Raw genomic sequence first — 15,386 nt, 5'->3', positions numbered from 1 at the left:
TCTTATTAGAAACATTTAGATTTTGAGGAGCCATCACTGCAGCATCTACTAAATGACTTACCTAATTTCTTGTATTCTGATTTTGAAAGCGGAACATAAATTCTTCCGTAATCACCAACTGTAACGTCTTGTTTTGTAAAATTGTTAGTCATCGACATAGGAACAGAAATCTCTTCAACTGGCTTTACATTGCCATCATCACATACTTCAATAATATGACTTAGTGAAGAATTCCCCTTCAATGAATAGTTTAATGAACTCTTTGCCGGCACACTGTATGTACCCAAGCATTTATACTTGTTGGCAGTCTCTCCTTTTTGCAATTTCCCAGTTTTCTTGTAAACCCCAATCATCGTTACTTCATTGGTACCAACTTTAGAACTTATATCTTCAGTTACTGCCGAACCATTAAGAGTGAGAGTCTGCTTAACACAATTCTTGCCATCGCCACCACCGCTTACAGTTTCTGGAGAGCCTTCAGATTTTGTATTTACTTTGTTTGAAGCCGTGGCTGCCGAAGATGCAGTTTCACCTGCAGGACATGCTTTATAAACTTTCTTGAGGGTCTTAAATTGTTTGGCTGAAACAGCCATTATCATTTTCCCGTTTTCACCAACTGCCACATCTGAAGATGCAACAATATATAATAAATTAACCGGAACATTTATCGATGCATTGGCCGGGACACCCTGACCGTAATCACAAACTTTAATAGTTTTGGCATAATTTACTTCCCCACTTGCATTCATATCATATGCCAGCCTTACAGGTACCTGATAGTCACCAACGCAAAGGTTCTTACCATTATATGTGGCAACAACTGGGATATTTTTTGTAGTATTGATAACGTCACCAGCCTGAATTTTCCCTTTACCTGAGAAATTAATAGTCTGGGTAGCACAAACAACAGCCGGAGGGCATTTAGTTTTGTCGTTTACATTTGGATCACAAGGGGTACAAGGTATGCAACGCTCACCCGGATCATAAAAGGCATTTCCGCATTTTTTCATAATGTATGCATGACAACTTCCATCAGAAGATATAATTTTGAATGTCTCAAAATCTCTTCCCAATACCGACCATTTGTATTTGTGCCCTTTGCTATAAGCACCCATCCAGCCTGTTTTACCAGCCGGGAGCAATGCCGGTTCAATTTTGCTTGAAGAAAATAAAGGATCTTTAAAACCTGTATAGCCAAGTGCTTTCAGGAAATTATCAATTTCAACCTTACTTCCTTTAATGTTTTTAGTATGCACCTTTTTTAAATGGGTGTAAGCTGCATCAGCAGTATGTTTGGGAATTTCTCCAAACTGAGGGCTAGTTCCCAATCTTTCCAATAAGACGGGAGCATCTGTCGATTTTTCACCAAATACTTCATGAAGCCCTGTGCTACAAGGAGTTTGTGCTGAAGCAGTTACAACAATTACAGTTGCAACAAATGCTCCTACCAAAATTTTAAATAATCCTTTTCTCTTTTTCATTGTGAGAAATTTTGCCTGAAAAATAATTTAAGTTATCAAATAAAGCTCAAATGACCTCATTGATAAGTGCAAAGTAAATTTTTTTTCATTGAGATAAAAAATATATACTTACTTATTTTAGTTTTTGTATCCATTTTTAAGGTGAAATTAAGTTTAAGGTGGTATTTTTGCAAAAAAAACACTTTAAATGAGTCTATTAACCGTTGGGTCAGTTGCATTTGATAAACTAGAGACCCCTTTTGGCAAAACTGACAAAATTGTTGGAGGTGCCGCAACATTCATTGCCTTGACAGCTTCTTATTTTACTTCAAAAAACAATATTGTAGGTATCGTGGGTAGCGATTTTCCTAAGGAAATGATAAAAACTTTTAATGAGCATGGTATCAATACCGATGGCCTGGAAATAGATCCTGAAGGTAAAACGTTTTTCTGGCATGGTAAATATCATCAGGATATGAATAACCGGGATACGCTGGACACACAACTTGGTGTTTTTGAAAATTGGGAGCCTACTATTCCGGAAGAATATCAGGACACGCAATATCTGATGCTTGGCAATATGGTGCCAGTTATCCAACACCAAACTTTAAAAAAACTCAGAAACCGCCCCAAATTTGTAATGCTTGATACCATGAATCTATGGATGGATATTGCAATGGATGACCTGAAAAAAGTCTTGCTTGACATTGATTGCCTGACCATTAACGACGCTGAGGCAAGACAGCTTTCGGGTGATTATTCTTTGAAAAGAGCAGCCAAAACCATAATGAAAATGGGACCTAAAACTCTGATTATCAAAAAAGGAGAACATGGTGCCCTGTTATTCCAGGATGACCGTATTTTTTATTGCCCTGCTTTACCATTGGAAGAAGTTTTTGACCCCACCGGAGCAGGTGATACTTTTGCAGGTGGTTTTATTGGCTACCTTGCCAAAACCGATGATCTGAGTTTTGAAAATATGAAACGTGCGATAATTTATGGTTCTGCAATGGCTTCATTTTGTGTTGAGAAATTTGGAACAGAACGCATTCAATATCTTACTCAAACCGAAATCAACAATAGAGTAATGGAGTTTGTACAGCTTGCAAGCTTTGAAATAATAGACTAAAATTTAATAGAATTTTAAGTTAAAAAAGGCATCGATAGGTGTCTTTTTTTATTTCATATTTTAAATAATTAAATAATTATTAAAATTTTAATATCTTTATTTAAATTATTTGCTACAAGCACTTTAACAAAATTCAAAATCCACCTTTGTCATAATACACTCTTCTTCTTGATAGTTTTAAATCACGAAGTAAAGAAGAACGTGGCTGTAAGGTAAAGCTATAATTACTGGCTCTAAGATTATTTCCGGCTATTGGTGTCCATTGGAAACTCATATCCCAGCAATGTAACTCACGCATGATACCGATATTGGTAAGTGTAACCCCTTTATAAACAAAGTCCCAGCCTGAGCTAAAGTTGACTTTCCATTTTGGGGTCAAACTCAAATCCCCGGTGAATTGTACCGCCTGAATTATTTGTGGATCAGCAAGTCCTTGTTTATAATAACTAAAATTATAGCTGAAATTCATACTCCAGGGAATACTGAAATCAACATACGCCAGAGCATTGGTTTGCACAAACTGCTGTAGTGCTTTTTTCGCTATATCTTCCTCTCCTGAAATCCCGGTTTGTGGAGGAGGAATATTCTTTTTCTTTTTAAACTTATCGGCATTAATACCAGTACTTAGTGATATATTCATTGAAGATAAGTAGTTTCCGGCATAGCCTTCATGTTTCCACTTATACACAGGAATCCTTCTACCTGCCAGATTTGAGGTATTCTGGGCGTCTTCAACAAAAGAATATGGATCAAAAGTGGCATTAAAGTTTATGTTTATCAAGTTTTTAAAAAGGCTGGTATTGGTACCCATATTGAAATTTGACAGATTGAAACCACTCACAATGGTATCTGAAAGGTATTTATAGGGAGATTTAAGTGCAAAAAAATTGTAACTTCCTCCTATGTTAAGATTATCAAGAATTGGGATTTTTTCAAAGGCATTTTCGGCGGTATCAGATTTTGATCTTACTTTGGCTTCAAGCTGATTAGTCAAAGAAAAATTCATACTTCCGCTTGCACCTGAAGCCGAACTTAACTCAGTGAATCTAGGCATGTATCTTTCGGAGATATCATCCTTTCTTACCCTTACATATTGATATAAATTGCCATTTTTGCTCAGATCAGGGGCATAACTAATACCAATTGAAGGAGCTAAAGTATGGCGAATCGCCTGAATTCTCTTTGATTTTTTAAATTGAAATGTGCCATACACCCTTGTGTTAAGGCTAGCTGATGTATTCCAGGAACCCGAAGTAAAAAATGGAACACCTTCCTCCCTGGCTGAAAGGGTGTCAATTTTCACCGCATCGGATGCCTCAATGTATTCGTATTTAAGCCTTTTTGTATATATATCACCGCGATATGAGAAACCAGGAGTAAAATTGAGATATTTGGCAATTTTGAAATTAGGAAGTGAAATTGGCACCGAAAACGAAGACCTGAATTGTCCCAATTCCGATAATATGTATTTTATATTTTCGGCCGAATTTAACTTTATAACCGTCTGATTAGTAGCTAACCCCAGCGACTGCAACCGTAACTCCTCACTCGTTAAGGGGCGGTTTTCGACACCAACTATATTATAATCGGTATATGTGGTTGAGCGGGTTCTACTGGTAATGTCATTTGATACTTTATAGCCTCCACTGAGATCCAGACCCACCCGAAATGCATCATACCAATTGCCCAGCATATTTTTTTCTTTAATAAATGGGTTGAATTGATTGAGCCCCAAAGAGTAATCCAGAGAGGAGTTCATCACCTTTGTAGATACGTTTTGGTCAACTCTGAAACCGGAGGAGGTCCGAAGTAATTTCCCGAAACTTCTTGAAAACTGAATGGAAGAGCCAAATGTGTTATTGGTATATTGATCCAGTTCGTCTAAACGGCGGTTATTCCTGTTGAAACCATTGGAAACCAGATTGACATTAGCAGAAAAGCTCCTGTCAGGTCTCCTGCTTTGGGGAGAGTGTGACCAGGTAATGTTAAAATCGCGGGAAGCTTCGGGTTTGGGTACTATTTCGCCAGATTTATTGGCATTAAATTGTAGATTGATATTGCCCGTATATCTGTATTTTTTTATGTAATTTGATTGCAAACCAACACCATAACTTCCATTGGTATAAATACTTCCCAATAGTTTGGCTCCGATGTACTCATTAAATGCATGATAATATCCAAATTCACGAAAATAAAAACCTCTGTTGCTGGGTTCTTCACCATAAGAACCCATTACAAATCCTGAAGTGCCTATTTCTTTCTTTTTGGGAATTGGAAAAAAACCAAAAGGTAAACCTATGGGCAATGGAATATCGCTCAAAACAAAATTAAAAGGTCCTGAAACCAGCGATTTTTTATTTACAAGTTTAATTTGCTTTGCCTTGATATGAAAATGCGGTTCGGCCAAATTACAGGTTGTGTACTTAGCATTAAATAAATACATATTGTCTTCCGGGTCTTTTTTTACTTTTTCACCCTGAACAAAACCCTCACCTTGCTGGGTTACAATATGACTGACTATTGCTTTCTTTGACTTAAAATTATACCTGATGGTATCAGAATTATAAGATTCGCCAGCATCTGTAAATATTGGCTTTCCTTTTATTGGTTCGCCGACTTTTTTAGTAGTATCGGGCATACCGTGAGCAAAAACTTCACTTTTGTTCCAATCCAACATGATATATTCCGCTGCCAGTTCAATGTCGCCATAAATCACTTTGGCATTGCCATACAGGTGATATCTCTCGTTTTCTACATCCAAAACTGTTGAATCGGAGGAAAAAGACTCAACGGTAGTTTCTATCTGATTTTCAGCACTTTTTAGAGAATCCGGAATAACAATTGATAGCGAATCTCGCTTTGCTCTGGCAGTTTTTTTTAAAGCTGGTTTTTTATTTGCATTTTCACTGGTATTTGTTCTGGAAGACTGACCGGGATTCCCTCCAAATGTCCTGCCACCCAACCCACCTCCAAATGGCTGCTGGGCAAAGGCCTGTTGATTAAAAAACAGAATTCCTAAAATTATTAATACCTGAAATGACCTATTTTTCAAAATATATGAGCTTTTGCCAAAAAGTATACTTTTGTGCGAAATAAATTGGACAATATTCAGATATTTTTTCTGTTCTAACAAAAGCATTATTTTTGTATTGCAAAATTAACCAGAAACTACAACCAAAACGAACTTAAGGGTTCAAAAAAGATAATTATTATACAGTTTTCCAAAATATATGAAGTTAAAAATCCTTAATACAATAAGCCTGAAAATTATTATTCTGGCCATTTTCATATCCTCGACGAGTTGGATAATGCCGGTAAAAAATAGATTAAAAACTATTGTTTTAGATGCCGGACATGGTGGTAAAGATCCTGGTGCTGGCAATGGGATGGAGAAAAAATATGCTTTGGATATAACATTGGAATTAGGAGAAAAAATCAAAGAGAATTTCCCGGAAACAGAAGTGATTTTTACCAGAAACAAAGACGTTTTTGTACCATTGCATGAGCGGGCGGCCATTGCCAACAGAAATAAAGCAGATTTATTCATTTCAATTCATTGTAATGCAAATCCACATTCAAAGTCGCTCAGAGGAACCGAAACTTATGTAATGGGACTCCATAAAACTCAGGAAAATCTGGATTTGGCAAAAGCTGAAAACAATGTTATTTTGTACGAAGAAAACTACAAAAAATCATATAAAGGTTTTAATCCCAAATCACCTCTGGCACATATTATGCTAGCAAATTATCAGAATGCTTTCATGAGTCAAAGTCTTGATTTTGCTGCGAAAGTAGAAAAAAACATGTCAAAACATGGTCATGTAAGCCGGGGGGTAAAACAAGCAGGTTTTATTGTAATCTGGGAAACTACCATGCCAAGCGTATTGATCGAAACGGGGTATTTGACCAATGAAAAAGATAAGGCTTTATTGAGCTCAGATTCGGGAAGAGAAAAAATTGCAACAGCAATTTATAAGGCTTTCAAAGAGTATAAATCAGAATTTGAAAAATAAAATATTAACTTGCAGTCAGAATTATCTGAAAAAATTATGGCAATGGTGAGAGAGGTAAAAGTAGGCTTATTGGGAATTCTGGGCATTGTAATTCTGTATTTTGGATTTACTTATTTGAAAGGCTCGGAAATATTCTCTACTTCGAATACCTACAAGGCTACTTTCAAGGATGTTTTAGGTCTGGAAGTATCAAATCCTGTAACGTTTAATGGTGTAAATGTTGGGCGTGTTACTAATCTTTATCCTCAGTTTGACAAAAGCGAAGTAATCGTTGAGTTAACAATAGATGAAGATGTAAAATTAACAGATAATTCATTCGCCATACTGGCTGATGACGGTCTTATTGGGGGAAAACTGATAAAACTTAAAATCGCTCCGGGAAAACTACTGGAAGAAGATGGCAACCTAAAAAGTATGCTGGAAGTAGGACTGGTTGACGTGATGCAACAAAAAATAGACCCTACCTTAAAAAATGTTGATTCGTTGACCAGAACTTTAACCCGTATTATTAATGAGTTTGACCATACAGGGCAAGCTTTGAAAATACTTTTAGCATCAGCAACGCAATCAAGCGACGGAGTAAACACTTTAGTTGCCAACAACTCAAAAAACATTGGGCTTGTAACAGCTAATGCAGCAACTTTAACCAAAAACCTGAATGCACTGGCATTAAATCTTGATGAGCAAATCAAACCCATCCTGACTAAAACCGGTAGCTTTTCTGACTCACTTTCAGCTTTGCAACTGGGTACTACCATTAATAATCTTAACGGTACCGTTAAGAACTTGCAAACTATGCTGAATCAGGTAAATGCCGGGAAGGGTACTCTGGGTAAACTAGCAGGTGACGACTCTCTTTATACCAATCTTGACCGCACTGCTGCATCCTTAAACCTTTTACTTTCTGATATGAAAGTTAATCCAAAAAGGTATGTACATTTTTCACTTTTCGGGAAGAAAGACAAGACAAAAAAGTAAATTTTACTCCAAAGACTTCACATCATAACCTTTTGATTTCAAAAGATTTAAAACTCCATTTTCCCCCGGGAGATGACCGGCACCAACCGCAATAAATGTAGGTTTTTCTGATATGAGTTTTTCAATCACCGGAATCCAGTTAATATTCCTTTCGGTAAGCATGGCCTTTTCCATGTTTTTGTCAAAGCCTTCCTGCGAAAGCATTTTTTCCATCAAAAATTCGAGATTTCTAAGTTTATAACCTTCAACCATATCTTCAAATTCCTTTCTTGCTTTTCCGGTGTTTCTTATCGTTTCCAACAAATATTCTGCCTGCATTTTGTTTGGAATTTTTCCCAAAACATCCATTTGAAATTCTATTGTCTCAAGTCCCACCGTTTCAATACTATGTTTTCCTGCAATTTTCATCAATTCTGTTTCCATTGTCATTATTTTACAGGGCATTATTTTAGTCAAAACCATCGAATACAATAACATTGGTTTGGTGTTTTTTGTCATCATTGGCGGAAGTTTCAGACTATCTTTCAGATAGCTATTAACTTGAAAATATTCAATTTCTGTATAAAAATCTGATAAAAGTGAATCTCCTGCCATCTTCATCCCTTTCATCATTTTAAAGGGCATTGATTTGTCATCCATATCTATTTCAAGAGCCAATTGAGAAGAATTAGATATTTTACTAATCATCAAATCAGAAAATTGAAAATCTTTTTCACATAACAAATGAAAAGTACCGAAAATATAAGAAGGTCGTGATAGGCCATTCCCCGAAATTTCAAAAAGGAGGCCCTTTTGCTGAGAAAACACTTTGACCTGAGAAAATACCAATAAAAAAATAAGCAAAGAGAGCCTTTTCATGTGATATAATATTTTTTAATTAACAAAAATAAAAACTCGAATACCAAAATATGTGTGTAGCCAAAAATACTTTTTTTTATTAATAAAGCATAATTGCTAAATTTAAACCAAAATTACTTCTATAAATCAATGAAAAAACTATTATTTCTCTTTGTTTTAACTTCAATTGTTTCAAAAAGCTTTTCTCAGAAAAAAGACATTGAGAACCAGCTATTGATAACTAACAAAACTCCTCAAAACTTCCTTCAGGCACTTCCTTCGGTTAACAAATGGCTTGACGCAGAACGGGTACAGGTTTTCATGAAACCTTCAGAAAATGAAACCATGAAAAATGTGGTGCTAAATTTAAAAACCGGAAAAATCGAAGAAGATTCAAAAAGTCCATCGGCTATAGTACCGACAAAAAAACTTATCTTAAAAAACGGCGATATTTTTTTAAAAGCAGGAAGTGAAGAAACCCAACTCACCACCGACCCTACCGCTGTGGAGAAAAACCCAACTTTTTCGCCCGACAGCCAATATGTAGCCTTTACTAAAAACAACAATCTTTATACTTATAACCTCAAAACTAAACGTGAAACCCAACTCACCATTGATGGCAGCAAAACCACCCTAAACGGCTATGCATCATGGGTTTATTGGGAAGAAATCTTTGGTCGCCCAACCATTTTCAGAGCTTTTTGGTGGAGCCCTGACAGCAAAAAACTGGCTTTCATGCGATTTGATGAATCACGGGTACCTATGTTTCCGATTTATAGTTCTGAAGGACACCATGGTTTTATAGAGGAAACCCGATACCCAAAAGCCGGAGACCCCAACCCTACTGTTAAAATAGGCTTTGTAGACCCTGATGGCAACCAAACCTCATGGGCTGATTTTGACGAAAAAACAGATCAATATTTCGGCTGGCCCGAATGGACAATTGATGGCACAGGTTTGATGGTTCAATGGGCCAACAGAGGCACTGACCACCTCAAACTCTTCAATGTTTCACCATCAAAAGGAACAAAAACGCTGATTTATGAAGAAAAACAAGATTCCTGGGTTGACATTAGCGAGGCCGACGAAAGGCTGACCCTACTCGACAACGGAAAAGAAATGATGCTCATTTCCGACAAAACAGGCTGGAAGCACCTTTACCTGTATGGACTGGATGGAAAACTAAAAAATCAGATAACCCAGGGCCGTTTCACTGTAAAAGAAGTGATAGGTATAGATCAGAAAAACAAAGTAGTGTATTTCCATGCCCGTGGTATCGAAAACACCGCCAGATTTGACCTTTACCGTGTTGGACTGGATGGAAAAGGACTCAAACGCCTGACTTTCGGAGATTTTAACCATAGAAAAATAGATGCCTCACCAGACCTCAAATTCTTTGTAACTTCCTATTCCAACACCCAAACTCCAGCGGCTATGGCCATTATCGACAATACTGGTAAGCTTATCAAAGAGCTGGGAAGTGCCCGTGGTACAGACTACGAAGCCTATAAAATCAATATTCCTGAATTAATAAGAGTTAAGAGCAAAGATGGAAAATTTGACCTTCCGATGACGATTATCTACCCCGAAAACATGGAAGCCGGCAAGAGATATCCTGTATTGGTGAGCATATATGGTGGCCCGGATGCAGGCACCGTGACCGACTCCTGGGCTTGGTCACCTAAAAGTCAGTGGCTGGCAAGAGAAGGAATTATACAGGTTAGTCTTGACCACCGTGCCAGCGGGCATTTTGGCAAAGAAGGCGTAGCCTACATGCACCGAAACCTGGGGGAATGGGAACTTGAAGACTATAAAACAATGGTGCAATACCTTGTAGAAAAAGGCATAGCCGACCCAAAAAAAATAACCATAACGGGCTTTAGCTATGGCGGTTACATGACCTGCCTCGCTCTCACAAAAGGTGCCGATGTATTTACCCATGGCATGGCGGGCGGCAGCGTGACCGACTGGAAGCTTTACGACAGTGCCTACACCGAGCGGTTTATGGACACCCCCGAAGAAAACCCCGAAGGTTACAAAAAAGGAGCCGTACTAACCTACTCCGACAATCTCAAAGGCAAACTGCTCATCGTGCATGGCACTATGGATGACAACGTACATCTGCAAAACAGCATCCAGCTCATTGACAAGTTACAGGAAAGCAAAAAAGACTTTGAAATGATGTTTTACCCGGGCGGGAAACACGGCTGGGGCGGTGCCAAAGGTGCCCATTTCGAGAACCTCAAAAACCGTTTTATCTATAAATATCTTCTTGAGAAAGAGATGCCGGAAGGAATGTTGAGATAAAAATATATGGGCGTACCCCCGGTTATTCGGCTATCGCTTCATAACCGGGGTCGGGTGCTCACTACTCGCTTCACGCTATCGCGTGAGAGCTCAAACAGGCCGTTCGCCCCCTTACGCAAAATGTTCCAGGGTTAAAATCCTAATTTTCATTAAAAAAAAAGCTTGTTGAAATTACATTTCAGCACATTTTCGAAGGCAATTTTTTAAAAAAATAAGCTTTTATTTGCCTATAATTTCATACAACAATATGCTATTTTTACCTATAAAATAAAACATTTAAACATATTTTTTGCCTATAATAAATAACAACCAATTAGCAAATTCACAACACAAGTAGCTCAATTTTAATTATTTATAGATTTCCAATTAAATCATAAAAAAAACAGGGAACCATCGGCTCCCTGTTTTCAATCTTGAAGACTATCAATGACCGGCTCCTTTTACGATTTCTTCTACTACTGCCGGATCCAAAAGTGTAGAAATATCTCCCAGGTTGCTTACGTCTCCTTCAGCAACTTTCCTAAGTATCCTTCTCATGATTTTGCCTGAGCGGGTTTTAGGCAAACCGGTTACAAACTGAATCTTATCAGGCTTGGCGATTGGCCCGATTACACGGGTAACCGTCATCAAAATATCTCTCTTGGTCATTTCAGGCTCGTCTGGCATTTCTTCACAGATAATGTAAGCATAAATACCCTGCCCTTTGATATCATGCGGGTAACCTACCACTGCTGACTCAACCACACCAGTGTGCATATTGAGGGCATTTTCAACCTCTGCAGTACCAATTCTATGGCCCGAAACGTTGATTACGTCATCCACACGGCCTGTGATACGGTAGTACCCATCTTCGTCTCTCTGGCATCCGTCACCTGTAAAATACAAACCCGGATAAGCAGAGAAATAAGTTGACTTACAACGCTCATGATCACCCCATGTAGTACGGATTATGCCTGGCCATGGAAATTTAATCACCAGGTTTCCATTTACACCATTGCCTTCAATCTCGACTCCATTTTCATCAACAAGCATTGGTTGCACACCAGGAAGTGGCAAAGTAGCATAAGATGGCTTGGTTTTAGTGATATTGGCTAATGGCGAAATCATTATTCCTCCTGTTTCGGTTTGCCACCAGGTATCCACAATCGGGCATCTTTTCTTACCTATATTCTCATTGTACCAGTTCCAGGCTTCTTCATTGATGGGTTCTCCAACAGAACCAAGTACTTTCAGAGAATGTAAATCTTTTTCCTGATAAAACTCTTCACCAAAGCCCATTAATGATCTTATGGCCGTAGGTGCAGTATAGAAAATATTTACGCGATGACGCTCCACGATATCCCAGAATCTTCCGGCATCAGGATAAGTAGGAATACCCTCAAACATTAAAGTGGTTGCTCCTGCTGCCAAAGGGCCATAAATAATATAAGAATGCCCCGTTATCCAACCTATATCTGCAGTACAGAAATGAATTTCACCGGGTTCATATTGGAAAACATTCTGGAAAGTATAAGTACTGTAAACCATATAACCCCCGGTTGTATGCACAACGCCTTTAGGCTTTCCTGTTGAACCAGATGTATAAAGAATAAACAATGGATCTTCAGCGTCCATTTCTTCTGCCGGACAAAAGGAATCAACATGCTTAATCTCCTGCTCCCACCACACATCGCGGCCTTTAATCATCGAAACCGGCGTACGAGTATGGGTAGATACGATTACTTTCTTCACCGATGGACAACCGATAAGGGCATCGTCAACGGTATCTTTCATCGGAAGGTGTTTTGAACCTCTCACCGCACCGTCTGTTGTAATCACTACTTTACACTGTGAGTCGTTGATACGGTCAGCGATTGATTGAGCTGAAAAACCACCAAATACTACAGAGTGAATAGCACCTATACGTGCACAAGCGAGCACCGCAATGGCTAACTCAGGTACCATAGGCATATAAATACATACTCTGTCCCCTTTTTCAACGCCATTTTTTTTCAAAACATTGGCAAAACTACAAACCCTGTTAAACAATACTTTGTATGTCAACACAATGGGCTCATCATCCGGATCATTGGGTTCCCAGATTATAGCGGGCTGATTGGGTTTGTGTTCTGCATGACGATCCAGGCAGTTTTCAGTGATATTTAATTTACCACCCTTAAACCACTTTACATCGTAGTTATTGTTAAAATCCCATTCCAAAACTTTTTTCCAGGGTTTTTTCCAAATAAATTCCTGAGCTACATCGGCCCAAAAACTTTCGGGATCTTCTACACTATGCTTGTACGCCTCGTGATACTCTTCGATAGTCCTGATTCTCATTTTTTATTTTGATTGATAGTTTATAATTGTTTTTTTTGATACTAAACCTATATTATGGCTAACTAATATTTCTCTGATTTCTTCCAAAATTGCCGGGTCATCAATGGTAGATGGCACCTGAAAAGGCTTCTCATCAGCAATCATCCGCATGGTTTTCCGTAAAATTTTACCAGATCGGGTTTTCGGAAGCCGTTTTACGGTCACTACAGTTTTAAATGAAGCCACTGCACCAACTTTCGCCCTTACCAAAGCCACCAAATCTTTCTCAATTTCTTCAGGTGCCTGTGTGGCGTTATCCTTCAATACGATTAAACCTAAAGGCTTTTGACCGGTAAGTTCATCCTCAATACCGATTACAGCACATTCGGCAATGGCCTCATGCCCGCTCACTATTTCTTCCATTTCACCAGTAGAAAGCCTGTGGCCTGAAACATTGATAACATCATCAATCCTTCCCATGATAAACACATATCCGTCAGGGTCAATATAGCCACCATCACCTGTCAGGTAATAACCCGGGAATTTGTCCATATAAGAATCCTCAAAACGCTCGTCATCGTTCCAAAGCGTTGGCAGGCAGCCCGGAGGTAAGGGAAGTTTTACACAAACATATCCTTCATGATTTGGGCCTAATTTTTCCCCTGCTTCATCCAATATTTCCACTTCAAAACCACTCACCGGCTTGGTAGCAGAGCCTTCTTTCACCGGAAACTGTTCCACTCCCATCATATTGGCCACTATTGACCAACCGGTTTCGGTTTGCCACCAGTGATCTATGATGGGTTTACCGGTTATTTCCTGCAACCAACGGAGGGTTGGCGGGTCACATCTTTCCCCTGCTACGAAGATTGTTCTCAGGCTTGAGATATCATATTTTTTCAAAAGGTCTGCATTGGGGTCTTCTTTTCTTATGGCACGAAATGCCGTGGGTGCTGTAAAGAAAATATTCACTTTGTGTTGCTCTATTGCCCTCCAGAAAGTGCCGGGATCAGGTGTTCTTACGGGTTTCCCTTCAAAAAATACCGTGGTACAGCCTGCTATCAACGGTGCATAAACAATATAAGAATGCCCTACCACCCAACCTACGTCAGATGCTGCCCAGAAAACTTCGCCTTTGTGTACGTTATAAACATAATCCATCGAAAACTGCATGGCTACCGCGTGACCACCATTGTCTCTGACAATTCCTTTAGGCTTGCCGGTAGTTCCGGAAGTGTAAAGAATATAAAGTGGGTCGGTGGCTTTTACTTTTACACAGGCTGCCGGAGCTGATTTTGAAACTATTTCCTCATAATCATGGTCATATCCTTTTTTCAGGTCGGCTTTGTGCATTGGTCTTTGGTAAATCATGCAAGCATCAGGTCTGAAAGAAGCCTCTTTGAGTGCCTGATCAAGTAAAGGTTTGTATGGAATAATTTTTTCAAATTCAATTCCGCAACTAGCAGATATTATAACTTTCGGCTTGGCGTCATCAATTCTGATGGCTAATTCATGCGGTGCAAATCCGCCAAATACCACTGAATGAACTGCTCCGATACGGGCACATGCCAGCATTGAAAAGGCAGCGTCGGGAACCATAGGCATATAGATTATGACCGTATCACCTTTCTGAACACCCAAACTCACAAGTGCACCTGCAATTTTCGATACACGTTCCAGCACTTCATCATAGGTATATTTTCTGATGGTATTAGTAACAGGCGAATCATAGATCAATGCATCGTGGTCGCCCATCCCCTCTTTTACGTGCCGGTCAACTGCCAGATAACAAGTATTTAGGACCCCATCTTCATACCACTTATAATATCCTTTTTTGTCCAGAGTTAAGACTGTTTTAGGTGCTTTATACCAAGATATTTTGGCTGCTTTTCTTCCCCAGAATTTCCCTCTGGTTAAGATACTTTGTTGATAAAAATTATGATAGTTCATTTGAGATATTTTATTCAGGTTTTTTTAAAGTAAATCGGTGGCCATAAGGTTTACTTTTTTGATCAGGTCACGGGTAGAAAATGGTTTTGGAACATATAAATCAGCCCCTAATTCATATCCATGTTCTATTTCAGTTTCTTTGTTTTTTGCCGAAAGAAAAATAACCTTTGGTTTATGCACCAAATAGTTAGTTTTGGCATGCGTACATACTTTATATCCATCGATTTTAGGCATCATAATATCCAATACCATTATTGAAGGGTGCTGAGAATCGAATAGCTCGATGGCTTCCTGACCATCACGAGCAATCAAAACACTATAGCCTTCTTTTTTAAACAAAAATTCCAATGACATCAAAATAGATGGCTCGTCATCGGCAATTAATACTTTTAAGTCATTTCGAATTTGCATAGC

The 15,386-nt window shown here is 38.7% G+C and carries 10 protein-coding genes; 4 read left to right on the top strand and 6 right to left on the bottom strand.

Annotated features, from left to right (window positions below):
* Positions 1-5 precede the first annotated feature (5 nt).
* Entirely contained in the window at positions 6-1,481 is a 1,476-nt protein-coding gene (locus IPP61_10480; protein ID MBL0325588.1) for a hypothetical protein, read from the bottom strand.
* Positions 1,482-1,668: 187 nt separating this feature from the next.
* Here IPP61_10480 and IPP61_10475 point away from each other — a divergent pair, with 187 nt between their 5' ends.
* Complete coding sequence (locus IPP61_10475; protein ID MBL0325587.1) at positions 1,669-2,589, top strand: bifunctional hydroxymethylpyrimidine kinase/phosphomethylpyrimidine kinase; 921 nt, start codon at positions 1,669-1,671, stop codon at positions 2,587-2,589.
* A gap of 133 nt (positions 2,590-2,722) precedes the next feature.
* Here the strand turns inward: IPP61_10475 and IPP61_10470 are convergent, their stop codons facing one another.
* The gene (locus IPP61_10470; GenBank protein ID MBL0325586.1) at positions 2,723-5,641 is read right to left on the bottom strand and encodes an LPS-assembly protein LptD; all 2,919 of its coding nucleotides are present in this window, start codon (positions 5,639-5,641) and stop codon (positions 2,723-2,725) included.
* 178 nt (positions 5,642-5,819) lie between these two features.
* Between IPP61_10470 and IPP61_10465 the strand changes: the two genes are divergently transcribed.
* Both IPP61_10465 and IPP61_10460 read left to right on the top strand, forming a co-directional pair.
* Positions 5,820-6,602: an N-acetylmuramoyl-L-alanine amidase gene (locus IPP61_10465; protein MBL0325585.1), complete on the top strand. Its 783-nt coding sequence runs from the start codon at positions 5,820-5,822 to the stop codon at positions 6,600-6,602.
* A 42-nt stretch (positions 6,603-6,644) separates the two neighbouring features.
* Entirely contained in the window at positions 6,645-7,580 is a 936-nt protein-coding gene (locus IPP61_10460; GenBank protein ID MBL0325584.1) for an MCE family protein, read from the top strand.
* Between the two features lie 3 nt (positions 7,581-7,583).
* Here IPP61_10460 and IPP61_10455 read toward each other — a convergent pair whose 3' ends face one another.
* A complete protein-coding gene (locus IPP61_10455) occupies positions 7,584-8,438 on the bottom strand; it encodes a TraB/GumN family protein (GenBank protein MBL0325583.1) in 855 nt (284 codons plus the stop codon).
* Between the two features lie 129 nt (positions 8,439-8,567).
* Between IPP61_10455 and IPP61_10450 the strand changes: the two genes are divergently transcribed.
* On the top strand, positions 8,568-10,724 hold the full coding sequence (locus IPP61_10450) for a DPP IV N-terminal domain-containing protein (GenBank protein MBL0325582.1): 2,157 nt from the start codon (positions 8,568-8,570) through the stop codon (positions 10,722-10,724).
* A 423-nt stretch (positions 10,725-11,147) separates the two neighbouring features.
* On the opposite strand, the gene acs is transcribed toward IPP61_10450, so the two are convergent.
* From acs to IPP61_10435, 3 genes are read right to left on the bottom strand one after another with little or no spacing between them, the layout of a single operon-like run.
* Complete coding sequence (gene acs, locus IPP61_10445; protein ID MBL0325581.1) at positions 11,148-13,043, bottom strand: acetate--CoA ligase; 1,896 nt, start codon at positions 13,041-13,043, stop codon at positions 11,148-11,150.
* A 3-nt stretch (positions 13,044-13,046) separates the two neighbouring features.
* Positions 13,047-14,972 (bottom strand): propionyl-CoA synthetase, encoded by a 1,926-nt coding sequence (locus IPP61_10440; GenBank protein ID MBL0325580.1) that lies wholly within the window; start codon positions 14,970-14,972, stop codon positions 13,047-13,049.
* 24 nt (positions 14,973-14,996) lie between these two features.
* Positions 14,997-15,383: a response regulator gene (locus IPP61_10435; protein MBL0325579.1), complete on the bottom strand. Its 387-nt coding sequence runs from the start codon at positions 15,381-15,383 to the stop codon at positions 14,997-14,999.
* Between the last annotated feature and the right edge of the window lie 3 nt (positions 15,384-15,386).

Source organism: Cytophagaceae bacterium, assembly GCA_016722655.1.
In the GTDB taxonomy this organism is placed as follows: Bacteria; Bacteroidota; Bacteroidia; order Cytophagales; family Spirosomataceae; genus Leadbetterella.
This window is presented reverse-complemented; position numbering and strand designations above follow the sequence as displayed.